Annotated in this window: 28 protein-coding genes and 1 pseudogene; 25 read left to right on the plus strand and 4 right to left on the minus strand. The window is 34.0% G+C overall.

Annotated features, from left to right (window positions below; translation table 11 throughout):
- Positions 1 to 363: 363 nt before the first annotated feature.
- The 5 genes from LC048_RS07370 to LC048_RS07390 all read left to right on the plus strand — a co-directional run bounded on the left by LC048_RS07370 (position 364) and on the right by LC048_RS07390 (position 3,159).
- Positions 364 to 1,227, plus strand: coding sequence for an MFS transporter (locus LC048_RS07370; RefSeq protein ID WP_226607748.1), 864 nt, complete (start codon positions 364 to 366; stop codon positions 1,225 to 1,227).
- A 68-nt stretch (positions 1,228 to 1,295) separates the two neighbouring features.
- Positions 1,296 to 1,577, plus strand: coding sequence for an MFS transporter (locus tag LC048_RS07375; RefSeq protein WP_306049866.1), 282 nt, complete (start codon positions 1,296 to 1,298; stop codon positions 1,575 to 1,577).
- Between the two features lie 72 nt (positions 1,578 to 1,649).
- On the plus strand, positions 1,650 to 2,396 hold the full coding sequence (locus LC048_RS07380) for a GNAT family N-acetyltransferase (RefSeq protein ID WP_102263271.1): 747 nt from the start codon (positions 1,650 to 1,652) through the stop codon (positions 2,394 to 2,396).
- A 123-nt stretch (positions 2,397 to 2,519) separates the two neighbouring features.
- Positions 2,520 to 2,714 (plus strand): hypothetical protein, encoded by a 195-nt coding sequence (locus tag LC048_RS07385; RefSeq protein ID WP_102263270.1) that lies wholly within the window; start codon positions 2,520 to 2,522, stop codon positions 2,712 to 2,714.
- Between the two features lie 109 nt (positions 2,715 to 2,823).
- A complete protein-coding gene (locus LC048_RS07390) occupies positions 2,824 to 3,159 on the plus strand; it encodes a DUF7668 domain-containing protein (protein WP_102263269.1) in 336 nt (111 codons plus the stop codon).
- A gap of 489 nt (positions 3,160 to 3,648) precedes the next feature.
- On the opposite strand, the gene LC048_RS07395 is transcribed toward LC048_RS07390, so the two are convergent.
- The 3 genes from LC048_RS07395 to LC048_RS07405 form a co-directional block, all read right to left on the minus strand.
- Positions 3,649 to 4,296 (minus strand): peroxiredoxin-like family protein, encoded by a 648-nt coding sequence (locus tag LC048_RS07395; protein WP_226607750.1) that lies wholly within the window; start codon positions 4,294 to 4,296, stop codon positions 3,649 to 3,651.
- Positions 4,297 to 4,310: 14 nt separating this feature from the next.
- Positions 4,311 to 4,871: an NAD(P)H-dependent oxidoreductase gene (locus LC048_RS07400; protein ID WP_102263268.1), complete on the minus strand. Its 561-nt coding sequence runs from the start codon at positions 4,869 to 4,871 to the stop codon at positions 4,311 to 4,313.
- 141 nt (positions 4,872 to 5,012) lie between these two features.
- Positions 5,013 to 5,330, minus strand: coding sequence for an ArsR/SmtB family transcription factor (locus tag LC048_RS07405; protein ID WP_102263267.1), 318 nt, complete (start codon positions 5,328 to 5,330; stop codon positions 5,013 to 5,015).
- A 305-nt stretch (positions 5,331 to 5,635) separates the two neighbouring features.
- Here LC048_RS07405 and LC048_RS07410 point away from each other — a divergent pair, with 305 nt between their 5' ends.
- From LC048_RS07410 to LC048_RS07470, 13 genes are all read left to right on the plus strand, one after another.
- Positions 5,636 to 6,103, plus strand: a complete 468-nt coding sequence (locus LC048_RS07410) for a GNAT family N-acetyltransferase (RefSeq protein ID WP_102263266.1) — start codon at positions 5,636 to 5,638, stop codon at positions 6,101 to 6,103.
- Positions 6,104 to 6,172: 69 nt separating this feature from the next.
- The gene (locus LC048_RS07415) at positions 6,173 to 6,706 is read left to right on the plus strand and encodes a hypothetical protein (RefSeq protein ID WP_102263265.1); all 534 of its coding nucleotides are present in this window, start codon (positions 6,173 to 6,175) and stop codon (positions 6,704 to 6,706) included.
- 146 nt (positions 6,707 to 6,852) lie between these two features.
- Positions 6,853 to 7,191 (plus strand): hypothetical protein, encoded by a 339-nt coding sequence (locus tag LC048_RS07420; protein ID WP_102263264.1) that lies wholly within the window; start codon positions 6,853 to 6,855, stop codon positions 7,189 to 7,191.
- A 603-nt stretch (positions 7,192 to 7,794) separates the two neighbouring features.
- The gene (locus LC048_RS07425) at positions 7,795 to 8,121 is read left to right on the plus strand and encodes a hypothetical protein (protein WP_102263262.1); all 327 of its coding nucleotides are present in this window, start codon (positions 7,795 to 7,797) and stop codon (positions 8,119 to 8,121) included.
- Between the two features lie 239 nt (positions 8,122 to 8,360).
- Entirely contained in the window at positions 8,361 to 8,858 is a 498-nt protein-coding gene (locus tag LC048_RS07430; RefSeq protein ID WP_306049870.1) for an ATP-binding cassette domain-containing protein, read from the plus strand.
- A 17-nt stretch (positions 8,859 to 8,875) separates the two neighbouring features.
- Positions 8,876 to 9,247: a hypothetical protein gene (locus LC048_RS07435; RefSeq protein ID WP_306049872.1), complete on the plus strand. Its 372-nt coding sequence runs from the start codon at positions 8,876 to 8,878 to the stop codon at positions 9,245 to 9,247.
- The gene (locus tag LC048_RS07440) at positions 9,244 to 11,742 is read left to right on the plus strand and encodes an ABC transporter permease (RefSeq protein WP_102263260.1); all 2,499 of its coding nucleotides are present in this window, start codon (positions 9,244 to 9,246) and stop codon (positions 11,740 to 11,742) included. Before LC048_RS07435 ends, LC048_RS07440 begins: the two co-directional genes overlap by 4 nt.
- 464 nt (positions 11,743 to 12,206) lie before the next feature.
- Positions 12,207 to 12,716: a nucleoside deaminase gene (locus LC048_RS07445; RefSeq protein WP_102263259.1), complete on the plus strand. Its 510-nt coding sequence runs from the start codon at positions 12,207 to 12,209 to the stop codon at positions 12,714 to 12,716.
- A 258-nt stretch (positions 12,717 to 12,974) separates the two neighbouring features.
- Entirely contained in the window at positions 12,975 to 13,535 is a 561-nt protein-coding gene (locus tag LC048_RS07450; RefSeq protein WP_226607753.1) for a sigma-70 family RNA polymerase sigma factor, read from the plus strand.
- Positions 13,525 to 15,027, plus strand: coding sequence for a hypothetical protein (locus tag LC048_RS07455; protein ID WP_023613408.1), 1,503 nt, complete (start codon positions 13,525 to 13,527; stop codon positions 15,025 to 15,027). The genes LC048_RS07450 and LC048_RS07455 overlap by 11 nt, the downstream gene beginning before the upstream one ends.
- A 95-nt stretch (positions 15,028 to 15,122) precedes the next feature.
- Complete coding sequence (locus LC048_RS07460) at positions 15,123 to 15,737, plus strand: hypothetical protein (RefSeq protein WP_226607755.1); 615 nt, start codon at positions 15,123 to 15,125, stop codon at positions 15,735 to 15,737.
- Between the two features lie 137 nt (positions 15,738 to 15,874).
- Positions 15,875 to 16,894, plus strand: a complete 1,020-nt coding sequence (locus LC048_RS07465) for a serine hydrolase domain-containing protein (protein WP_102263257.1) — start codon at positions 15,875 to 15,877, stop codon at positions 16,892 to 16,894.
- 73 nt (positions 16,895 to 16,967) lie between these two features.
- Complete coding sequence (locus LC048_RS07470; protein WP_102263256.1) at positions 16,968 to 17,342, plus strand: hypothetical protein; 375 nt, start codon at positions 16,968 to 16,970, stop codon at positions 17,340 to 17,342.
- A gap of 644 nt (positions 17,343 to 17,986) precedes the next feature.
- On the opposite strand, the gene LC048_RS07475 is transcribed toward LC048_RS07470, so the two are convergent.
- Positions 17,987 to 18,784 carry a hypothetical protein gene (locus tag LC048_RS07475; protein WP_102263255.1) on the minus strand — a complete coding sequence of 266 codons (798 nt, stop codon included), beginning with the start codon at positions 18,782 to 18,784 and terminating at the stop codon, positions 17,987 to 17,989.
- A 191-nt stretch (positions 18,785 to 18,975) separates the two neighbouring features.
- On the opposite strand from LC048_RS07475, the gene LC048_RS07480 reads away from it, so the two are divergent.
- From LC048_RS07480 to LC048_RS07510, 7 genes and pseudogenes are all read left to right on the plus strand, one after another.
- On the plus strand, positions 18,976 to 19,353 hold the full coding sequence (locus LC048_RS07480) for a hypothetical protein (RefSeq protein WP_102263254.1): 378 nt from the start codon (positions 18,976 to 18,978) through the stop codon (positions 19,351 to 19,353).
- Positions 19,354 to 20,389: 1,036 nt separating this feature from the next.
- Positions 20,390 to 20,773: a YciI family protein gene (locus LC048_RS07485; RefSeq protein WP_226607758.1), complete on the plus strand. Its 384-nt coding sequence runs from the start codon at positions 20,390 to 20,392 to the stop codon at positions 20,771 to 20,773.
- A gap of 169 nt (positions 20,774 to 20,942) precedes the next feature.
- Positions 20,943 to 21,128, plus strand: a complete 186-nt coding sequence (locus LC048_RS07490; RefSeq protein WP_226607760.1) for a hypothetical protein — start codon at positions 20,943 to 20,945, stop codon at positions 21,126 to 21,128.
- 142 nt (positions 21,129 to 21,270) lie between these two features.
- The gene (locus LC048_RS07495) at positions 21,271 to 21,798 is read left to right on the plus strand and encodes a histidine phosphatase family protein (protein ID WP_226607763.1); all 528 of its coding nucleotides are present in this window, start codon (positions 21,271 to 21,273) and stop codon (positions 21,796 to 21,798) included.
- 181 nt (positions 21,799 to 21,979) lie between these two features.
- Complete coding sequence (locus tag LC048_RS07500) at positions 21,980 to 22,168, plus strand: DUF4825 domain-containing protein (protein WP_226607766.1); 189 nt, start codon at positions 21,980 to 21,982, stop codon at positions 22,166 to 22,168.
- Positions 22,169 to 22,595: 427 nt separating this feature from the next.
- A complete protein-coding gene (locus LC048_RS07505; protein ID WP_226607768.1) occupies positions 22,596 to 22,997 on the plus strand; it encodes a DUF3139 domain-containing protein in 402 nt (133 codons plus the stop codon).
- Positions 22,998 to 23,224: 227 nt separating this feature from the next.
- Positions 23,225 to 23,494: pseudogene (locus LC048_RS07510) on the plus strand (lysine 2,3-aminomutase); the annotation flags it as partial.
- Positions 23,495 to 23,502 lie beyond the last annotated feature (8 nt).

The following is a 23,502-nucleotide window of genomic DNA, read 5'->3' on the forward strand; positions in this document are numbered from 1 at the left end:
AATTGAATTTGTATAATATCTAACAAACTTAGTTAATTTAACTAAGTCTTCTAATGAGCTAATTCATTTGAAGTGTTGAAATGTATATGGAGAAGTACAAATACAGGAAGCGGTTTTGCTAAACTAAGCAGGTTAATTCAATATGAGTGTGCAGTATAAGTTTTACAAATACAATGTTTTTAAGTGTCTTAAATATGCCTGAAGTTCATATAAAAATTTAATAATGATACTAACAATTCTTGTGATAAATCTAGTCCCCCAGATTTATCAGATATATGAAAGGAGTAAATATTTAATGAACTATCCAATTTAAAAATGTCCCTATTTTAGAAAACATTCATTTCAGAAATTGGGGGACATAAAATGAACTTGAATAAAAACTTTTCTTTATTACTATTGGGTCAATCACTCGCTAATATTGGCGATGTATTGTATATGGTCAGTATCATCAGTACGATTTTTGTATTAACGGGCTCGGCAACAGCTTCCTCATTTGTACCATTTACAATTACTTCTTCCATGTTTATATCTAGTCTGTTAACACCACTTTTGGTGGGGAAAGTAAATCTTAAATGGTTAATGGCTGGATCGCAAATCGGAAAGACTATTCTGCTTTTTATTCTGGGAGTAATGTTAGGTGGAGTTACAGCATCAAATTATTTTTTGATTTTCTTAATCATAGGATTGATTGCTTTACTAGATGGCTGCGCAAATCCAATAAGGCAGACATTAATTCCATACTATGTTAATCCTAGTCAATTAATTAAAGCCAATGGATTTGCAGAAACTGTTACACAGATCATACAAGCAGTGATGTGGTTCATAGGGAGTTTATTCTTGATTATTATGAGCTCACAGCAACTGGTATGGATGGCAGGAGGTTTGTTTATAGTAGCAAGCATCTTGCTCAGCCTTTTAGAAAATGTAGCAGATAATAGAGTTGAGGCTGCTAAAGGGAAATTTGAACAGATTACAGAGGGATGGGTAACTTTATCTAACACTCCAGTATTAAGAAAGATTGCTTGGCTAGACTTCTATGAGACAATCGCAGTAACGGTTTGGATAGCAGCCATACTCCTTGTGTTCGTTAACGATGCTTTAGAGGTTGGTGGACAGTGGTGGGGATTTATCAATGGTGCCTTCTTTATAGGATTGATTTTAGGAAGTGTTTACTGTATTAAATTTTCTTCAATCATTGAAAAAAATTGGGGACCTTTATATTTATAGGTTCAATCCTAAGTTCCTTAGTAACATTACTATTTAGCATAAACAGCATACCAATAGCTGCACTCCTATTGTCGCTCTTTGTAGGGATTTTTGGACAAATTAAAGGCATACCTCAACAAACAGTGATACAAACCAGCGTTACAAAAGAACAGCTATCAACGGTTTATACTTCGTTAGGAGCTATCGGTACTGGAATCTTTGGCGTTGGTTCTCTTGTTATGGGACTGTTAGCAGATTTACTGGGAATAAGAATCGTGTTTATGATCTCAGGAATACTGCTTGCAGTGGTCAGTTTAATTGTTTATAAAAGTAAGCACTTGTTTGTTAGGAATATAATCGAATTTGAATAATGAATGATAGAGTGGGACTGCGGATCATCTGTGGTCCCATGCTTTTATATTTGTGTTTAAGGGGCTGAAAAGATGGAGGTAAAGAATTCACAAAGCAATTCTAATTTATTGGCAAGAATAAAAATTGTAAGAGGAGAAAACTTTGTAACTATAGAAGATACAAAAAGTCTGGCGAATCAAGAGCTAATTGAACTTTTAACATATCTGATGGGACAGTCATTTATAAAGAACTGTAAAAATGTAAATATACTGGTAAATAGTAAATTCAACAAAGAAGTAGACTCTCTTTTAATAGAAAATGGGTTTAAGTTACATGATGAGAATGTTACTGTTCACAAGGTTTTAGATGATTCATCTAAGGTTGAAAACGGGTTCTTACTAAAGAATTTACACGAACTTTCGTTAGCAGAGTTTAAAAGGGTTTGGGAGGAATCTATGAAAGGATCATTAAATGCACCTTCTTCGCTAGATGTTGATGAACAAATGCGAAGTGTAGAGTTGGAGTTAGGCCCAAACTATAAGAAATCTTGTATTATTGCTTATGATAAAGGAAATCCAATCGGAGTAGTTATGCCCCATATAGAACCAGGGACTTCAGAAGAAGGAAGGATATTTTATTTTGGCATCATTCCAAACGAAAGGGGGAAGGGAAAAAGCAAACTTCTTCATCAGCAAGCATTAGAAATATTAAAAAATGACTTTATGGCGATCTATTATATTGGCTGCACTGGTCACAACAACCTTCCAATGCTTAAAACATTCCGGAATAACGGATGTACAGTTATAGAACGAAATAAGGTTTTCAAAAGGGAAAACTAAAACTTAGTGAAGAGTAAGGGGGGAGTTGATCAGGAAGGATTTATGTAGTTTTTTGTTGAATTCCTTATTAAGCTATAGATGCAGTTATGTTGAAGAAGAGTATTGTAGGGAAGAGGAATAAAATTGGATAAACAAAGAACTTTCTTTTATGGGTTTATGGTTGGTTTTGTATTAATGATTTTACCTGTACCTCATTTTTTCTTTTGGAAAGACGTTACGGATAATGTAGAAGTTATATTTCGATATAGTGGGTTTGCTTTAATGGTAGTTTGCGGAATTCCTTTGATTATTGATGTCCTTCGGAATTTTTTAAAATAAATTTTCACTAACGGGTACCAGAGCTCCAAATCGTGCTGCTTGTTCGACTAAAAGGGCAGGTTAGCTTAAGAAGGTATTTGCAGAATTATTAAGACTGTGTGGTGGGTTTATGGAGACAAAATACAAAATTAAGTTGTTACTTCGAGAAACTATTCTAGATCTGGTTAAAGGTGATTTTATTAATATCCAAGAGAAGTTACAAAACGGGCTTACAATAAATGACCTTAGAGAAGAGTTGAGCCTATGGGGAACATTAACAGTTCCTCCTGATGCAGCTTATGAAAACGTCGCTTTTTATAAATATAATGATGGTTCTGGATATGCCTTAGAATTTGAACTATGGATTGATAATCAAAGTAGCGATTTAACGTTATCCTGTGAAGCCTTATTAGATGAAAATCAAAAGATTGTATCCTTTACTATCGAAAACCTTCACGTATTATAATTGGTGTTATTAAGCTAAAGGGGCAGTAATGTTGAAGAAGCATTTGATTAATTTTTTATAAAATCAATAAATGAGTTTTTAAAAGGAGCTGCACAATGGAGGTAATCTTAGCAACTATGTTTTCAGCAATCATAATATTTATTACTGCCTTTAGTCTAAGTAAAGTATTTCTTAGCGCCTATAAATATGAGGGGAATTTCCTTTCGTAAATTTGTTGTTTTTGCTGCTTCTTCTATTGTAATAGGATTACTTAGCTTTCACTTCACCCTTTGGATTTCAAAAGATAATGGACTCCATTTACTAAAGCTTATTTAAGAACTTCTAGTCGAATGTTTATAGTTGTTTTCAAAAATCGTAAACGAAGTCATACCATTTTAAGATTGCGAAGAAATTCAATTAAACAAGGGGCATTGTGAAACAAACATTTTTTGTTTATGAGCCATCGATTATGAAAAGAAAAGGCGTCCAGATGGACACCTTTTATAAACTCTATTTTAAAAAGTTCACTACTTCTGATGGATCTAATCGTTCCATATAATCAGCATCTGAACTTGCAAATATCACTTTACCATCTTGATCAATAATAAATGTGCCTGGTATAGGTAAACTCCAAGGTTTATCAGATCCATTTATTTCAGCTAAATTGATATTGAATTTGTCTGAATATGTGCGAATTAGATGTTCAGGGAAAGTAAAGTAAAGATTATAAGCTTTGATTGTCTCATACGTATCATCGCTTAGTACCTCAAATGATAATTCGTTCTTTTCTGTTGTAGAAAGAGATACATCTGGTTTCTGTGGACTGATTGCCATAAGGGTAGCTCCTGCTGCTTGAATTTTATTAAGTACATTCTGATATGCTCTTAATTCAAGGTTACAATAAGGACACCAACCACCTCTATAAAATGTTAACACAACAGGCCCTTTTTCTAATTGCTCATATAGAGAGATTCTTTCTCCGATTGCATTAGGTAAAAGAAAATCTGGTGCCTTTTCACCTACACGAAGGCCAGTTGCCAATCCTGAATGAATCAGCTCCTCTGTTGCTAATTCAACGCTTTCTATCACCTCTTTCGGTGCTCTAGATAGAAATGCTTCCTTTACTTTGGCCAATTCCATTGATAAATTCATTGCCATTTGACCTCCCAATCTTAAATCTCAAAAACTTCTTTTAAATGTTTTTGTAAATCGTTTCGATACTTTTCAATATCTGGATTTGCTACAACATCGTGAGCGCCGAATGTTTTGAAAGGGACCATATTTACATAAGCCTGCATGTTATGCAAGTGACGAATAGCCTCTTCAATGTCTGCTCCTTTTAAGAAAGAGTCTGCATCTTTATTGTTAAAAGCAGATTCAGGGGCATTCCATGTAGTTGAGAACATGTATTTTTTTCCTTTCATTAAACCACCGTCACCATATTGGTTGATTGCTGGTCCAAAGAAAACACCGTATTCATAAACTTGGTCAATATATTTCTTAAATGCAGCAGGAAGGGAGAACCAATAGATCGGTGTTTGAAAAATGACTGTATCAGCCCATTTGAATTTTTCTTGCTCTTCTTTAATATCATAACCTTCTTCTATGATAGTTGTTTTCACTTCAAATTTTTCAGATAAAGTAGAAACAATATCTTTATATAAAGTTTTGTTTAATTGTCCTTTCGCAAAATCATAATATTCATGTCCGTTAATTACTAATATGTTATTCATAATATTCCCCTCCATTGTTTTATGGTTCGATAACCATCGAACTTTAATGATAATAACATCGTCGATATTTTTACACAAGGATTTTGTATTAATTCTTTTATTTTCACAAAAAAAAGAACATGTGTATTTAATTCACATGTTCTAAATATCTGCCTCTTTTACAGCAAATACTGAATTGAGGAGACCTGGGAATTTTTCATCTATCTCTTCTTTGCGTAGAGCATATAAATGTTCTTTTCCTTCAATTCTACCTTTAATTAGTCCGGCTTCTCGAAGAATTTTTATATGATGGGAAACAGTGGATTTTTTTAGCATTAATTCTATCGAGTAGGCAGAACAATTATTTTCTCGGCTTTCATTTAGGCATCGAATAATTCGAATGCGGTTTGGTTCACTTAATGCGTGAAGTACTTTTGTATAGGGAATTGATTCGATTGGTGGATGATATAGTGATTTCATAATTTTATTTTATCTCTAATTAGGTGTTTATTCAACCTTGTAAGTGTTTGTAGTAGTTTACTTTGGCTTCCTACTATAGAAGATAGCGAAGGATCATCACTAAACTTTGTTGAAAATAATGCTGTTGAGATTGGATTCAGTGAAGATTTAGCATTAGTTCCAAAAGGATTTCCAACTCCAACTGTTCAGTTTGAGATACAAATAAAGGGTGCGTTGAATCAGGAAGGATTAAGCACCATTTTTGTTGAATTCCTTATGGAACTAACGATGCAGTAATGTTGGGCAAGCGATCCAGGGGGAGTTAAATGGAATACTCTATAAGATTGGCTAATGAAACAGACTTATCTGGTTTATGCAAAATTAGAAACAATAAAGATTTATTTACGAGATATTTAATGCAATATGCGAAAAAGGAAGCATACTTAGCAATCGCTGAACAAAATTCGCTTATATTTGGCTTTGGAGTTCTTAAATTAAATGGTATCACTCTTCCTAAATTAAGTGACCTTTATGTAAAAGAGGATTATCGAGGTAATGGCATAGGTTCAGGTTTAATAAGGTATAGAGAAAAAATTGCAAAGGATTTGGGTTATTCTGAGATATTTGTTAGTGTTGACCCAATAGAAAATCCCAAAATGATAAAATTAATTGGCAAACTCGGATACGAACCAATTTCAGATCCATATTTGAAAAAAGCCATTTTTTATAATGATGATGGTACGACTTATAACAAAACTTATACAAGAATTGATTTAAGGAAGTTGTTGAACTAACGGTGCAGAATCCTTCAATAAAAAATATGGGATTTTATGGTATGATTTGATGTGTAAAGGGGATTGCATATGTATAGAAAAAAAGGTAAAAACTATTTATCTTTTATATTGCTAATACTATTATTCGCACAAACAGCTTGTACTCAAAGTCCTGATATTGAGTTGTATGAAGGAAAACCTTTAGAAATAGCGGTGGTTGGAGAACCACCAGAAGTAAATGAAGAACAAGTGATATTTACAGAGATCACATTTGATGAAATGGCAAGTGAAGAACTGAAGTCTTATGACGCAGTAGTTATCAGGGAAAATAATCTTTTAGAGGCTGCTGAAAGCCAATATGCAGACGTTTACCTAAATTCTACAATTCCATTCTTTTTTATATCAGCTAATAATCATATCCCTTTTACCGCAAAAGAAACAGAATATAATGAGTCTTGGAATTGGTCTGTTGGTCAAAGCTATGCTGTTGGGGTTCTTACATTAAAAGAAGATGATTCGTTAAAAAGTTGGAAATACGGTTTGTATAATGATAAAAAAACGGATGAATACATAAAAGAAGTATATTCAAGAATATTCAAATCGATTGATGAACTTAATCAATAAAAGGTAAAAAGCTTTGTAAATAAATAATCCAGGAAGGATTACCTCCTTTTTTTGTTGAAATCCTTATTGAGCTAAAGATGCAGAGCCGAAGATGAGAACAATTAGTATTACATAGCTGAACTTAATAGGGAGAGTTATTTAAAAGTATGAGAAAAAAAAGAAGAGTAATAAGCACTATATTTTTTATAATAGTTTTGACCGCTGCTGTTCTTATGTATAATTTGCTGTCTGAAAGTTCAACATTCGCTGTGGTTACAGTCTTGGAAAAAGACCTTTCTGAAGAAAATGGTGAAGGATATATTATCGTAGCACCTCCAAATGCTGATTTATCTAAAAAGTATTTGGAGGAAGAAAAGTCAAAAATTTTCATAAAAGAAACAATGGTATGGAATTTAATTGAAAATGGTAAAACATATGTGTTAACTTACGAAACTAAAAGAAATGGTGTGAGCATTTTAAAAGAGATAGAAAATGCAGATAAATAATTTTGTCTTGCCGCTTTTCAACAAACGAGGCAGGTATTTTGAAGATCAATGGTTGAGGAAACATCAATAAATGAAATATAAAGAGGAGAAAAGAAGAGTGAGATATTGGTGGCAAGTTTTTATTACCATATTTATTGGGTTTATAAGTTTAACTAATAGCTTATTTTTCTCATATAAAATGGAAGGTAGGTTTCCAGGCTCATTAAATGAACTGCTGTTGTATTTATGGTGGGTAATCATAATAATTTTATTATTATTGCTTTTTTTAAAATGGAGAGATGAAAAAATGTAATTTTGTTGGAACCTTTTATTGAACACAAGAGGCAGGTTAGTTCAATAAGAATTTAGAGAACAGTTAGGAATGAAGGAGTACGAGTCAGTAGGAAGTTCGAAAATGCTTGCAGATTAGGTGTGAGCAGGTGTAGATCCAGCAGTGAGAAGAACTGGCTTAGAGTTACCAGTTGGCAGCGGACTGAGTTTGATTAGTCAAATTAGGCACCGAATAGGGGAAGTGGCTTCTTAAGATTTAAATGCCTATATAAACATATTTTTGAAACTTCTGACTATTTTATTCGTAATAAATACTATAAAAGGGGGGATACATTGAAGTTAAAATGGTATGTATTTTTCGTTTCACTAGTCCTGGCTTTAGAATTAGGTTTGCTTTTTTGGGTATCACATTATTTTGAAACAAATCTTGTAGATACAATGTTTTTAGGGTCAGCTGGATTTACCATTATAGCATTTTTATTTAGTTCTAAAGGAGACGCATTGTCAAAGAATTCACAGGTAGCAGTTTTTCATATGTTCTTAGGAAATTACAAGCCACAACATGAGAAAGCAACATTTACCATTAATCCCTTCTTAGTAGGATCTCTATTGTGCTTTATTGCATATTTTGTTCTTTATTATTTAGGAGTTATAAGTTAGGAATAATTAGTTTATAAAAAATATTGATACAAAATTGTTTAGGTACATTCTTGCTTATTTTCGAACAGGGGGGAGCAGTTTAGCAAAAGAAGGTTCAGCGAAGGGGTGCGTTGATCCAAAGGATTAACGTCCTTTTTTATTGATTTCCTTATTTAGCTAACAATGTAGTTTAACAAGATAAGCTGAAAAACTAAGGGTAACGAAAGCAATAATATATTATTGCTATACGGGGGATAAACATGATTTTATCTGTTGAAGAAATACAAAAATCATATGGGAAAGAAAAAGTGTTACATGGAGTGAGCATCCGGATTCATCAGCCTGAAATCGTTGCTTTGGTTGGACCGAATGGATCGGGAAAGTCTACCCTTCTTGGAATCGTCACCAACTTGATCAGCCCGGACCATGGCAAGGTGAAAATTTTAAATCGTACCAATAAAGATCCGGAAATTTTCCGCTATGTTTCTTTTATGCAGGATAACTCTGTCCTCTATGATTATTTGACAGGCTATGACCATCTTCAATTTATCGGAGATGTCCAAGGCATATCGAAAGGTCAAATCCTATCTGCAGCTGAACGGGTTGGAATGGAAAGCTATTTGCATAAAAAAGTTGGCAAGTATTCTTTAGGGATGAAGCAGCATCTATTGCTTACCATGGCAATTGTCAACGAGCCAAAGCTTCTGATTCTGGACGAGCCTCTAAACGGCCTGATCCAACAAGTGCCATCCGGGTAAGGAAGTTGCTGCTGGAGTTGAATAAGGAAGGTACAGCCATTATTCTCTCCTCCCATAATCTGTCCGAGATTGATAGAGTGACATCCCATATTCTCTTTTTAAAAAATGGCCAGCTTATTGAGGAAGATTTATCTCTCCACGAAAAAGTTGCCTATGAGCTTACAGTCCAGCAGCCAGAAAAAGTGATCGGGGTATTGAGTGCCGCAGGTATAGAAGTTGAACATGGAAAAGAAAATCAACTGATTGTAAGTTTGGGAGATGCTTCTTTAAGTCAGTTGTTCAAACAGTTAAGCACCCATGGGGTGCAGGTATTGAACATCGAGAAAAAAGCCATCGGTTCCGAGGAACGGTATCAGATGATTTTTGGAAAAAAGGAAGAGATCTTATGAATCTTTTAACCTTTGAACTGAAGAAAATTTGGAAACAAAAAAAGATATGGTGGCTTTTCCTGATCATTCTTATCAGCACGGCATACCTTTTTCATTTCAATGCTTCCCAGCAGAATGAATGGGTTATTAAGTTAAAGGAAGAAATTGTAGAGTACGAAAATGCGGCTGAACAGATCCAGACAGGCCTAGAAGGAAAACGGAATGAAGATCTCCTTGATGAACCTGGATTGCTGCAGCAAGAATATATCGTGGAAGCAAGGTACGCCTTGTATAATTGGCAAATCGCTGTTGAGCGCAAAAAGTGGGACGAGATTCCTCAACTGCAAGGAGAATTCCTTGACAGTTTGGGCCGATTTGAAACGGCTGGAGGAGTATTTCCTCCTTTGCAAGGCATGGAAAAAGTAATAGCTGTGAAGAAAAATGACTATATGCGCGACAACAACCTTCCATATGAAAATGAAGAACATCCGACTTCTCCCCACCTGATATTAAAGCAGTTAAGCAGCCTGTTTATCGGGCTTGCTGGGCTTGTGATCCTGCTATTTTTCTTTGGGACCACATTGACACAGGAGAAGGACCAAAAGACAATCTTAATGTTAAGAACACAACCGATTACACAGAGGGATCTGCTAACTTCGAAGTATGTAAGTATCTTGCTGGTGTCACTGGTGTATATTTTATTCGTCATCTGTCTTGGTTTGTTGATTCCAATGGCACTTGGAAAGCAGCCGTTGCTATTGGAATATCCGCAAGTTGTCTTTAATGGAGCAGAAGTCGAAATCATTTCAACCGCCATATATTTATTAAAAAATATTTTTTTATTTATAGTTGCGTTGATATTTGCATTCGGTTTGAACTTATTCATTGGCACCCGGATGCAAAACACCTTTAATGCCCTGGTTATTACGTTTTCCATTTTATTTGCTGGGTATTTGTTGACGAGCATGGCAGGAGTTCTAGAGACTCCGCTCAATCCTTTTTACTTGCTTCATTTAGAACCGTTATTGACTGCGGTGCCTGATTCTAAAGACGGTCTATATGTCATTAGCGCATTTGTTTGGAGTTTGTTTTTGATTTTCCTTTCCGTCTATCTGCCTGAACGAGAATATAGCTTTTTAGATTCCAGGATAATCAAGAAGCCCTTTCGAAAGGGAGCGACAAGTGCTAGAAGGAACTCTTTATGGAAGATCGTCGTTTTTGAATGGAGGAAATTGATAAGGAAAGGAAATTATCGGTTTGTTTTAGCGATTTCGATTATTTTTATCGCTTGCGGCTATGCTTTTATTTCTCAAGAAGCAAAAGAAAAGGAGCAGGAATTCTTAGCTAATTTGGAGAGTTCCAGAATCGACTTTATTGAAGTTGCTATTCCCTTCCAAGAACAATTCATAAATGATATAAAGACTGACCTGCAGACAGCCTTGGAGAAGGAAGAGGAAACCTCTTATTTAATGGAGCAACTAAACGAACAAGAAATTGCCTTAAACGCTCATAGAGAATTAGCGGACCTTATCAGTCTGGCAATAGCTGACTATAAGAAAGGGAATTATATTCATTTAATTGAATATCAATTGTTTGATAATCGTTTAATAAACGGGGAATTTGATTCATCCTACAGTGTCGTTGATGATATTGGACAATTTACAATGGATGCCAGCATCGCAGAAAAGCAGTGGCTTTTAAAGCATAAGATACGTCCTCTTTCATCCGGGGGACTTCTCTTAAATATCCATACTAATACGAAAAAGCTGTCAAGGGAATGGATAGTAAACAATGAAAGAATAGATGATAATGGGCTATTTTCTCTTTATTTATTCTTCCAGCAACACGCCCATTTCCTGCCGCTAGTTTTCCTGTTGTTTTTAGTGGGTGGAGGGCTGGCTTATGAGAGGGGAAAACGCCCGACAATCTCCTTATTGCGGACACAGCCAGTTTCGGAACAATCGATTTTTTATGGGAAAATCCTTCATTCAGCTATTGTATCAATTATCACATGCTTAATTTTATTCGGAACTGTCATCCTAATTGGGACAGTGTTTGACCGGTTTGGTGATTGGAATTACCCTATCCTTCATTATGATGGATTGAGTGAGTCTAGTACAGCCGACTATAAAGGCATGAAATCCATTTATTATGGATTTCAATTCATTCCCTTAGGATTGTACCTCATGCAAATTATATCTTTATTCTTGGTGGTATTGCTCTTTATTCTTATACTAAGCCAATTCTTATCTATCTTTATCAAAAGTCAATTCGTTGTTTTTGTGTCTACAGTATTCATCGTGATCGGGGGATTTATGGGTAGTAAACATTACCTTGTCGCTGCTGCACATCTATCACCTTTTACGTACTTGGACATAAATAGGATTGTCAATGGAGAAGCTTCCACTTTGCTCGACAACCCTGCATTGAATGTTTATACTGGCCTTTTTGTTTTAGTTGTTTCGATTGTATTTCTTATAATCATTGCAACACTTTTATTAAAACGTAGGATTTAACTATACCAAGAGATTTTAAAGGGAAAGAAAACATTGTAAGATAATTTTATATTACTTTTTGTTTCTCTTTTTTTACAAACCTATCGGGTTTAGTGGGTTATTGAGTAAATAAACGACCTTAGTGGTCGATGGATCTACACTTTTTTGTGTATTGTATGTATCGCCCGAAGGTCTTTTTTTATTGTCTTTTTATAAGTTGTTGGAAATCAATGATATGAAGTAGTGTAACTGTCTTTCTTACTTTATGGCTGTCTTTATTGATAATTTTAATTTTGTCAGTAGGTAATTTGTTTCGTTTATAATACTTTCTAACTTGAACTAAAGGGTGCATGATCCAAGATGGATTAGGCACCTTTTTTGTTTGAATTCCTTATTAAACAAACGAAGCAGTTTAGTGAAAGAAGGAGAAGGTTCTAATTTAGCGAATTTATAAGTCATTGCTGAAAAACGTCAGGGGAGTAACTATGAATAGGGATAAAGATAGGTATTATTCAGAGCTTGCACTTAAAGAAGCCGAACAGGCATTGAAAGAGAACACTTATCCAATAGGAGCAATTATTGTTGATGAAAATTATAATTTAATTGCTAAGGGGAGAAACAGAGTTCATCCAAATCAAGATGCAACAGCTCACGCAGAAATTGATACTATTAGAAATGCTGGTCATATAATCTTAGATGCGAAAGTTAAAAGAGAGAAATTTACAATCTATACTTCCTTAGAGCCTTGCCCAATGTGCACAGGTGGAATATTGTTCGCTAACATTAAAAGAGTAGTGTGGCTATTAAACGATGATTTAGGTTTTGGTGGATATAGAAAAATAAAAGCTACCAACGCTTTTGAGCGAAGATTTAATGAAGTCGAGTTAGTTGAGGAACCGTATGAGGATTTAAAAAAGAAACAAATGGAACTTATGGGAAAATGGGCAATGAACCCGAATAACGTTGTTAATTTAAGAAAAGCTGTAAATAAATAAAATGTCATTCAATTTAAAGAATGCATAAGCCAACCAATAGGCTACTGTAACTCCCTTACATATTGACTAAAGCTTCCTAAGAAACACTTCTAAACATTCTTTTATAAAGGTAATATTGAATTGCTGCCATAATTGGTGGCTTTTTTAGTTGAAAGTAAATTGATTTACTCAAAATTTCTTTGTGAAAAAGTCTTAGAATAGAACCTTAAAAAAATCCGAATCGTCTAATTAAAAAAGCAAAAGGGAAGCGAGGAGAAAATGATTGATATGATAGATTACTCTAAATCAGAACCTCTGAATCATTTGAATCGTGAAGAAAAGCTTAAATGGTTAATGAACGCCTATGGCAATGATGTTATACGAATTGCCTATACTTATTTGAAACAAAAACAGTTGGCCGAGGATGTTGCACAAGATGTATTTATTAAATGCTATGAAAAAATGGATACCTTTCGAAATGAATCATCTTATAAAACGTGGCTAATAAGAATTACCGTAAATAGATGTAAAGATGTTTTAAAAAGTTGGTCCTTTAAAAATTTATATCTTACTAACTTCTTTAAGCCAAACCAAACCTATAATTCTCTAGAGAAGAAACCTTTTGGCGGCGAGGCAAATGAATTAATTTCTAAACAAGTAATAGAGTTGCCAGTGAAATTAAGGGAAGTCATTATATTATTTTACTATCAGGAGTTTTCAATTGAGGAAATATCGAATTTGCTAAAGATTAATCCTAATACGGTTAAAACTAGATTACATCGGGGACGCATTAAACTAAAAGAATCATTTGAAGGAGCGTGGGCAATTAGTGGTAAATAAACTGGAAAATCTAAAAGATAAAATGGATAGTACCATTCTAAAAGATGTTTATTTTGATGCTAAGCAATATCAACAAGTGTTGAGCTCAATTGAAAACTCCAAAAATGACAAGAATAGGTCTTTACTAAAAAATAAGTTTAATTATCTCCTTAGCTTTTCCGTCGTTTCTATAATGTTTTTGGGTATTACCTATTTTGTTGGAACGCAGCTGAACTTATTAAATGACCCTGAAACAAAACAAAATACACAGGATTCTCTTAATAAACCTTCAAATGAGAAATCGGCATATATACCACCTAAGCAAGAAGAAAATTATGATGAAATGTCTAAAGAAGAGATTTTAACTAAAATGATAAACTCAGTAGATTATTTTGAAACTGCTAGAGGAGAATATAAAATGCACTATAGCTTTAGTCCTGGCTATGAGACTGTTGAATATGCTATTAGTTTAAAGCAAGAACCAGGAGGATATGGCAAAAGAACACTTGATACAGGTGAAATAACTTCTCGAGAATTTTATAAAGATGGTAAAGTGTGGTCAATAAATGAATCATTAAAAACCTATATGGAATTCAGAGCGAACCGAAACAGTGGCACTACACTAACATTAGATCAAGCGTTTTCAACTGCTTCCGATGGAAATCCACAAACGAATTATAGAGAAAGGCCTCCAATTAGCACTGCAAATGAAACCTTGTTTCCATATGAGATTGCCTCCAACTATACACGAGATTTAACAAAGTGGGAAATAGAAAAACAAAATGAAGAATTACTAGGTCATAACACACTTGTGATAAAAGGGATTAAAAATCATAGAGATTTCCAATCATTCCGCTTTTGGGTAGATAAGGACACAGGTATATTAATTAAGTATGAGACGTATAAAGCTAATGGCGATATTGTTGATTATTTACATCCTACAAAACTAGAAGTTAATGTACCTATTGACACGAAATTATTTACCCCAGACTTAGAGGGATATGTACCCAACAGTAGAGATAAGGAGAAAGTAATAATAGATCCTCGTGAAAATGAGGTAGTACCAGTGGCTGGAACGAAAAGTTCTAGTGAGATAGAAGATGTATATAATCTTATGAAGTCCGATATGCCATTTCTCTATGGGTTTAATCATTCTGATCTACAACTAATCTCTGCTAGCTACGAAACCTTTAAAGAATATAAAATTGGCTATTTGTACTACATTCTTGACCCAGACAATGACCATAATTCTTCCCAGATGTTGTCTGTAAGGGTTCATCATAAAGATTCATATGTCAGAAAGATAGGGGACTTTGAAATAGTGGGAGATACTACTGTATCTCCATTTCAACTAAATGAGATTAAATGGAAAGGAACAAGTTTGAAGGAAACTGATGGAGAATGGGTTCACTTAACGGGGCAAAAAGGTGACTATATATATGATGTGGTAAGCCAACATATATCACTAGATGAAACCAAAGACTTTCTTAAGGGTTTTAAGGAAGCACATTAGTATTTTAAACAGGGCTATGCATAATAGCCCATTTTTACTTTATTAAAAGTTGAATATCCTTAAACAAAAATGGGTGCTTGTTCCAGGAAGGATTAATGCACTATTTTATTGAATTCCATATTAAACTAAAGAAGCAGAATACTTTAATAAGGGTTATGGGTTTTTATGGTAAAATCATCTTGGGTAAAGGGGGAATAAAATTGAGTAAAAAAAAGAAGCTACTTTTCAGATTTTCAATAGGTTTGAATATACTACTCGTCGCAATTGTAGCTTGGGGAATTATAAAGATTAACTTCGTAAAGGAGCAAGTTCTTGTTACAGAAGTCCAAAATAATTTAGTAGAATTGGAAGGCTTGATTGCTAACCAGATGGATAATAATTGGCCTGAACCTAACCTGGTTACAACTGAATTAGGGGATGTAACTAACGGAATTTGGCTTGGAATGACTACTGGAAAGCAGTTAGGAACGCTCTCTAAAAGTGACAAGGAAATCCTTGAAAACTTGTATTCCAAATTAAATCAATATCCTAATGATAAATTATATAGTTTTGTTGATTTAACTGAAGAGGATAAACAGAACTTTGAAGACTTACGGAAAACACTTCGTGAAGTTGGATTAGGATTAAATATTACTATAAGTGCCAATATGGATTCTTTTATGAGCCAAGCAGAGGCATTAAATGAAAAGATTGAATCCCCATTAAATTAATATATATTTGATATTCAGCTAACAGGTGCGTTGATCCAGGAAGGATTAAGCACTTTTTTGTTGAAGTAGGTAATTAGAAAACAAAGATATGCGATATAAAGTCAATTAACTAATCATAAGGGAGACTACCTATTCATATGGCAGTAACAAAACTGAAAACTTTCGAAGATATAACGGATTATACAGAAAGCATAAAGCAAGATATGCACGCAACAGGATCAGCCTTAGTAATTATGAAAGAAAATAAAATAGTTCATGAGTGGTATTCAGGCACTCACCATTTTGGAAAGGGAGCAAGAGCTATAGACATGGAATCACAGTTCAACGTATATTCCACAAGAGTGACCTATGTTGGTTTATCCCTGGCAATTGCTATATTTGACGGTTACTTATCTTTAGAAGATAAGATTAGTAGTTATTTACCTGAACTCGATAAACAAATTCTTGGCGAGACAACTCTTAGACATTTATTAACTCGCTGTACTGGTCTGAAGATAAAAGATAATCAAGTTGTTCGTAGCTTTGATTTAGGAACCAATATTGAAGGAAAAAGACCTGATCTGTTAGCTCGAATATTATATAAAGCAACTGGTAAGACAGTCAACGAAATACTTACAGAAAGAGTATTTAAACCACTAAAATGGAGATATACCGAGTGGGTAACAGAAGGCAAAAATAATTTAGTTTGTGACATAAGTTCACCTGATAGTTACCCTACACTAAGGCTTGGGTCAAATATCGGAGATGAAAGAAATTTATATGTAAGTGCTAGGGAGTTGGCTTTTTGGGGGAATTTACATTTGAATAAAGGCATGATGGATGGAAAAGAAATCTTACCTTATAAAATCTTTGAACTTGTTTCAACAATACAAAGCCCAGAAACTCTACCTAAAGAACTTCCTAAGTTTGGTTTTCTTTGGTGGATAAAAAGTGTTGGTACTTCATATGATTTACAGGAATTAGGTTCAAGCTTACCAGTAGGATCGTATCAAATACTAGGTGCTTCAGGATGTTCGTGTACAGTTATTCCAAAATTAAACGTTGTTGCTGTGAGGATGTACAATAGTTTGTATACGAATGAAAATGCTGAGTTTGACTATGTTAAAGATATTCAAAGATTTGGAAATCTAGTGGTTTCAAGTCTTAAAGGAATCTAAATTTTATTGAACTATCGGAGCAAGATAGTTTAAGATGCTAAGCGACTTTATTTTACATTAGGTGGTGTTTAAAATGACAAAAGACAATTTTGATTATTTTACTGATGAAGATTTCGAATATACAAAAGTATTGAACTTCTACACTCCCTTTGAAAATAAGAAAGGTAAGAACTTTGTTTTAATTGTTACAGCTAAAGAATTTTTAGATGAATATTGGATTGATGGTTTTAAGAATTTTGCCAAGCAATGGACTTGGGGAGAAGACAGACGAATAAAGGCATTTAAATTATTGGAAGCAGAGGTAAGAGATAATGTCTTAACTTTTACATTTGAGACTATAAGGAAAAGTAAACGTTACGATGAGATAAAATATTTCCTTTACGATATAGGTGGTATTCTATCTATTGAAGAAAACGAAATTACAAATATCGTTGTTCAAGAAAAGTAAGATGTAATGAAATGCTAATTGAGCTAACAGGTGTGTCGATCCAGAAGGATTAACTGCCTTTTTTGTTGAATTCCTTATTGAACTAACGAAGCAAAGGTTAGTTGAAGAAGGAGTCGGAGAAAACAGTCGAACCGCCGCCAGCATCTTGAGAAATTGTAGGAGCAGGACAAGCAAAAGCGCTTCACCAGCCCTGATAGCATTGCTCATATCGGGGCAACTCAGCTGCGTGTAATCATTCGCAAGCTCATCGGCTGTATTCATTAGGGCCGCTTTTAGTATGTTTTAAGAATTATATAGAGCGATCATTTGCTGCTTAAAAAACAATTCTGGTTATTCTAATGATGAGATGGCAAAATCCAAAGAAAGAGAATTTCCAATGGACAAATCGTGTTTATTAAAGATTTTGGAGAAAATTAATTCTTGATGAGATCGACGAAATCTTCGAGACAGCCAGGCAACGTTACTATCCTTCCAACGGGATTAATGAACAAGCTGCTACTGTTGAGAGGTTGGTTAAAAAGAGATTGAATAAAAGAAGTCTTGAAATTGTGTTCAGAGCGAAAAAATAACACATCATGCATTAAGAAAAAGCCGTATTCTCTTAAATGAGAGTACAGCTTTTTCTTTTCTAGGGGGAAAGTATTTTAGTGGTTGAAATTTACCACTTCTGCTCTTTGATCATTACTAATATTTCCTGTAAAACTTACGTTAAATATCCCATAATTCAATCCGATTGTTCCACTTGAATCTTTAGTGTGTACGTATAAACTATGAAATTGAGAGGACCCAGATATTGGAGAAACTTCTTGGATTTGAATTTTAGTCATTGCCACTGGGCGATCACCGGAAGTAGGCATCGGAAATGACCAACCAGCTCCTGTAAAGCTTGAGTTATATAAGTTTTTACTAGAATAAGTTGCTGCACCGTTAATGCCGTTACCCCCAACAGAAATGTAGTGTGTACCAGGAACCAAGTTAAACTTATTCCCATCCCACGCATAACCCACCATATCTGTTCTTCTCCAAACTGGAGAGATTGTCCATTGATGTGTAGTTCGGAGTTCAAAACGATCTCTGTAACTTGTATCTACCAGTCTACTTGCATATTGGCTAACAGTCATACTATTAATAGTTCCTTCAGGAAGTACTGGCGAGAAAGGTTCTGAATAATCATCTACATATAACACTTCATTATCTAAACCAAAATAAGTTGTTTTAGCTCCTACAAACTCTGCAATTTCGTCACCATTTACGATATCCAATTTTTCTTCAATTGGTAACCTATCTAGTAGTCTTTTCGGATAACCTAACTCTAATAGCTGCGCATTTACTTCATTGATAGTTTTATTATTAATTTTCGCTGCATCAACCGAACTTGTGGTGTACATACCTGTTAGGCTTACCAGTAAAATTAATAAACATGTTCTGACTACGTATCGCATTTTTTGTCCTCCACTCTAATTGTATAATTTGTAAAACATCCCCCTTATATGTAAATTTATATCATTTTTTGTAAGAAAGAGGAAACTACTTTATACCTATTTTTGTAAATTAATATAAACTATATAATTCATAAGTGAAATAAAGTATATTATAATAAGTTCCAAAAATATGCAACGAGAGGTAGAAATTTATGAGGCCAATCATTAGAAGTGTAAGTATCATCATTCTTTTATTAGTACTTGCTTTGGTATATTTTTGGAATACAGATAAAAAAAACGAGAGAAACGAAGTTACTGATTTTAACCATTCGGCTACTATGAACATTCAAGTAATTGAACGATATAAAGATAATGATAGATTTTCAGGTTTTGGTGTAAAAGCAAGAAATGTTAATACACCTTTTCAAGAATTTTATATAACCATTGAGGATGAAAGGGTCTATAACTTAATTGAGGATGAAAAAGAGTATTTTGTAAATGTAACATGGGAATCTCAAGGTACTCAACCAGAGATAAGCGGAAAATCCACAAAGTTACTACAAATTGAACATTTAGATTCAGAACAGTAAAAGAGAGAAAATAAATATACACCAAGCGTATTAATTGCTATAATTCACATACTATCTTTCCTTTTTATTTTTTCTTTGCAACGACATTATATTTTTGGCTAGCGGATTTTACACAAAACTACCAACCTTTGGGTTGATTTTAAGACACATGCTTTTTTGATGTGTCCAAATCTTGATGTTGAACAATATGTGGATAGTGTTTATGCCGAGATCTTTTTTAGAGATGAAAGGCAAAGTTACCTCGGATACTGTCCGATTGTACATTGAAGATTAATTAATTCAGGCATTGAGGGCGCTTCTCAGCGTCCTTTTTACTTTTTAAAGGGAGCCAGAGAGAGTTGGTCCTGGAACGGCATCACAGGCGGTTCGGTAGGTACAATGGCCAGAGCAAGCCGAATTACTTAATCGTTTTTGGATATGTTCGGCTTGGTGACAAGCCCAAACCTGCCGAATTTTGGAGTCCAAGGGGGGAAAGGGTGTAGATTTTTTTAGTTGGTTTTTCAAAAAATACTACTCGAACCTTACGTGGAGAAAAGCCCTATTAGGAGATATAGAAAGGGGATTAGTGGAAATTTTAATATATAAGGGTTTTGTAATCTAATAGGTTGCATAGCTGGTGCAAACTATTGAATACAGATGGGAATTTAACTTACTCGATGAAAATAACGTGACCATTAACATTTATAAAAAAAGGTACGATTTGAAATCGGAATTAATATTTAAAGACATTTGCAATCTAAACAAATTACTAAAGGTTTTAATATAATGCATTGGTAGTAACCCTAAACTCAAACCTAATGAAAAGATTGAATAGATTTATAAGGAATTTAAACTTCACCTGAAAATCAATGAAATACCCCCTTTTTCAACTAACGGGTAGAGTTGATCCAGCAGGATTTACGTCCTTTTTTGTTGAATTCCTTATTCAACAAACGGAGCAGTAATGTTGAAGAAGGATTTTTATAAAGGATTGTTGAATATTAATTTGTTAGTATACATTTTTTAGATTTTCAGATGAAAAAGGAGTTGGTTGAAAATGAAATATCTCTGTATTGGTTATTTTAATCAAGAGAAAATGGAATCCCTCCCTCAGGCTGAAATTGAAACTTTAATGAGCCAATGTCAACCGCATCTCGAAAATCTTTACAGTAGTGGTCAAGTAATAATGGATGTAGGTACTGATTCAGAAGTGAAATCTTTGCAGCGGGTAGGCGGGAGCGTCCAGGTAATTAACAGCCCATTTACCACAACTAAAGAAGTGGTAGGCAGCGTTTTTATCATAGAGGCAGATGCCATAGAAGAAGCTATTCGCATTGCTTCATCACATCCAACTACAAAAATAGAAGTTGGTGAACATTTAGGGTGGAGAATAGACATTCGACCTATTCACTATTTTAAAATGTTTGACCAAAAGGACTAACGTGCCAACGAATATAGTATCTAAAGTGCGTTATCTCATAAAAAGGTAATGCACTTTTTCAATTTCTCTCAAATCGGCATAAATTTATTATTGAACATACGAGGCAGTAATGTTCAATAAGTATGTTTGGTTTTATATGGAAAAATAATGGTGGTGGGAGGGGATTGATATGAAGAAAAATGTAATTATGGGTATCGGCATTATATTGGCACTTTGGTTAATTCTTGAACTAGCTGGTATCAACTCTTCATATGTGATACCAAATGTGGTAGAATGGACCATAAAATTTATTCTTCCTTGGATATTCTTATATTGGTTAATAAGACTTACTAAAAGTTTAGAAAAGCATAGATAGAGTTTAAAGGAGTTTGTTGAGCTAATTGGGCGTTGATCCAGAAGGATTAACGCTGTTTTTATAGAAATTTCTTATTAAACATAAGATGCAGGATTATTCAATTAGGGAGTCATTAGATATATTTAATGAGGTGGTATTTAACATGATATATGTAATTAGACATGGACAAACAGACTTAAATAAAGAACGTAAAATGCAGGGAAGAAAGGGTTTACCATTAAATGAGTACGGAATAAAACAAGCAAAGGCCTTGAAAGAGAAATTACAGAATATAGATTTTGACTTTGTATTTTCTTCCCCACAAGAGAGAGCCGTACAAACAGCAGAAATTGTTACTGGAAAAACTGCTGTTTTGGATGATAGGTTGAATGTATTTGATTTGGGTGAAGCCGACAGATTACATATTAGCGAAGTAAAGATGTCTGGTCATATACCTGATTCTTCTGCCTATAAAGGGGTAGAACAACCTAATAGTTTTGTTAAAAGAGTGTTTAGTTTTATGAAAGAATTAGAAAATCAATATGGAAAGCAAGAACTAAATATTCTTATATCTGGTCACAGATGTACCACAGGTTGTATTGGGGCTTTTTTCGAAGGGATACCTACGGATGGAAACATAATAAAATTCTCCTCTGATACTGGAGATTATAAAACATTTATTTTTAAGTAAGATTTGGACTATGTGAAGAATTCTACTTAAACTATAAGGTGCGTTGATCCAGGAAGAATTAAGCACTTTTTTGTTGAATTCCTTATTGAACTCTATTGGGGCAGTTTAATAAAACTGAAAAATATTTTATTACCGAGCGTAATTATAAGTTGAAATTATACAGGGGCAAGGTGGTCAATAAATGAAGATTGCTTTTCAGGTGGTCATATTATCACTAATCTTATTGATTAGTTGCTGCTTGGCAGCTAAAAATAACGAAAATTTATATCAATATCAGGGTTCATATGTCGGAGACAATAATTCAGTAGGAAAAGTTTTAAATCAATTACCTTATAATGAAGTATTGACAAGCTTTGAACTCAAATCTTAAATTACGGCAACATTGAACAAGTAGAGTTCGATTTAAGTTTAAAAGAAACTGCAATCCATAATGCTACCTTCATTTTTGCACTAATTAAAAATGTAGATTGGGTTACCATTAAGTTTGACGATAATGAATATAATGTTTCTCGAGAAAAATTATTAGAATGGTACAGAACAGACTTTAGTGAATATAAAAGTGAGGAAGAATTAAGGGATTTTATGCACGAAAACATAAGTGACAATACTAAAGTAGAACGATTTTTTCAACAATAATGATTTAATCGGTTTAGTTGATCCAGGAAGGGAATAACGCTTTTTTTGTGGAATTCCTTTTTGTAAAAACGAAGCAGGATGATGAAAAAAGGATTTTTATGGTAGTGTTTAATAATTTCTTATGCTACAATTAGTGTAATATTACACTAAGGGTGATTCTTGTGAAGAAAAAAGTGTTTGTTGGGATTACTGCAATTGTGATTTTTTTAGTCTGTTTTATTGTTTGGTATGTGAATTTTCCTGGTTATAAAAATATAGCAGAAGATAGAATTGATACATATATGCAAGCTCAGAAAGTAGATTTGGAGCAAGAATACCAAAAGAGGTCATCAAGAGACTTTAAGACAGGAAGGTGGATGATTGTTTATAAATTTGCTGAGGAACCAAATCTAATATATGAGTATGAGTACGATAAAAATACTAATAGCGTTTTACTTATAGTATATGAATCGCCTACTATGAGTGGTGGGAGTTCAATTGAAAAAGGTATGCATTATCCAAGTCTAGAAGATGGCTGGTCTAAATTCGATTCCGAAGGGAATTTAATTAAAACTTCTGACTGATGAGTTACTGCCTAATTCACTAGTGTGTTTTCATATACAAGGACCTTAATTGGGTCCTTGTTTTAAGGTGCATTGTGAAACAATGCACTTAAACAAACGGGTGCTTATGTTGAAGAAGAAAGACGAAAAAAAATATAGTCATTTGCTTCGCAATACAACGATACTATGCAATCCAAAGCCATATCAAGATCTGATTTTTTGGGGATTTCATACTTACTTTAAAAAACGCCGTCCCTACCTTCGTTTGCGATGCTCCAGGTGGAGGAGGAAAGATTGCCTTACAACCAAATTATCTAATTTCACAAAGTACAGAAAAAGTGGTGCTGCGAAATTTTGAACGAGTGATTACGTCATATCCTGAACCGGAGAATTACGTACCCGGCCGAGCGGATGACTATTTCAATGGAATCTACAATGATTATGATAAGTATAAATCTAATGTAGGTATAGCTGCAGTTATGAACGAAAGTAAATTCAACCTTATCCCAGAAGATGTGAGCGTCAA

This window comes from Mesobacillus subterraneus, assembly GCF_020524355.2.
Taxonomy (GTDB): Bacteria; Bacillota; Bacilli; order Bacillales; family Cytobacillaceae; genus Mesobacillus; species Mesobacillus subterraneus_C.

Coding starts and splice junctions, on each gene's coding strand:
- LC048_RS07470 (WP_102263256.1), top strand. CDS start 16,968: ATGACAAAAGACAATTTTGATTATTTTACTGATGAAGATTTCGAATAT.
- LC048_RS07420 (WP_102263264.1), top strand. CDS start 6,853: ATGAGAAAAAAAAGAAGAGTAATAAGCACTATATTTTTTATAATAGTT.
- LC048_RS07500 (WP_226607766.1), top strand. CDS start 21,980: ATGAAGATTGCTTTTCAGGTGGTCATATTATCACTAATCTTATTGATT.
- LC048_RS07450 (WP_226607753.1), top strand. CDS start 12,975: ATGATTGATATGATAGATTACTCTAAATCAGAACCTCTGAATCATTTG.
- LC048_RS07390 (WP_102263269.1), top strand. CDS start 2,824: ATGGAGACAAAATACAAAATTAAGTTGTTACTTCGAGAAACTATTCTA.
- LC048_RS07475 (WP_102263255.1), bottom strand. CDS start 18,784: ATGCGATACGTAGTCAGAACATGTTTATTAATTTTACTGGTAAGCCTA.
- LC048_RS07445 (WP_102263259.1), top strand. CDS start 12,207: ATGAATAGGGATAAAGATAGGTATTATTCAGAGCTTGCACTTAAAGAA.
- LC048_RS07465 (WP_102263257.1), top strand. CDS start 15,875: ATGGCAGTAACAAAACTGAAAACTTTCGAAGATATAACGGATTATACA.
- LC048_RS07395 (WP_226607750.1), bottom strand. CDS start 4,296: ATGGCAATGAATTTATCAATGGAATTGGCCAAAGTAAAGGAAGCATTT.
- LC048_RS07400 (WP_102263268.1), bottom strand. CDS start 4,871: ATGAATAACATATTAGTAATTAACGGACATGAATATTATGATTTTGCG.
- LC048_RS07380 (WP_102263271.1), top strand. CDS start 1,650: ATGGAGGTAAAGAATTCACAAAGCAATTCTAATTTATTGGCAAGAATA.
- LC048_RS07485 (WP_226607758.1), top strand. CDS start 20,390: ATGAAATATCTCTGTATTGGTTATTTTAATCAAGAGAAAATGGAATCC.
- LC048_RS07370 (WP_226607748.1), top strand. CDS start 364: ATGAACTTGAATAAAAACTTTTCTTTATTACTATTGGGTCAATCACTC.
- LC048_RS07415 (WP_102263265.1), top strand. CDS start 6,173: ATGTATAGAAAAAAAGGTAAAAACTATTTATCTTTTATATTGCTAATA.
- LC048_RS07440 (WP_102263260.1), top strand. CDS start 9,244: ATGAATCTTTTAACCTTTGAACTGAAGAAAATTTGGAAACAAAAAAAG.
- LC048_RS07430 (WP_306049870.1), top strand. CDS start 8,361: ATGATTTTATCTGTTGAAGAAATACAAAAATCATATGGGAAAGAAAAA.
- LC048_RS07495 (WP_226607763.1), top strand. CDS start 21,271: ATGATATATGTAATTAGACATGGACAAACAGACTTAAATAAAGAACGT.
- LC048_RS07460 (WP_226607755.1), top strand. CDS start 15,123: ATGCACTATTTTATTGAATTCCATATTAAACTAAAGAAGCAGAATACT.
- LC048_RS07410 (WP_102263266.1), top strand. CDS start 5,636: ATGGAATACTCTATAAGATTGGCTAATGAAACAGACTTATCTGGTTTA.
- LC048_RS07405 (WP_102263267.1), bottom strand. CDS start 5,330: ATGAAATCACTATATCATCCACCAATCGAATCAATTCCCTATACAAAA.
- LC048_RS07490 (WP_226607760.1), top strand. CDS start 20,943: ATGAAGAAAAATGTAATTATGGGTATCGGCATTATATTGGCACTTTGG.
- LC048_RS07480 (WP_102263254.1), top strand. CDS start 18,976: ATGAGGCCAATCATTAGAAGTGTAAGTATCATCATTCTTTTATTAGTA.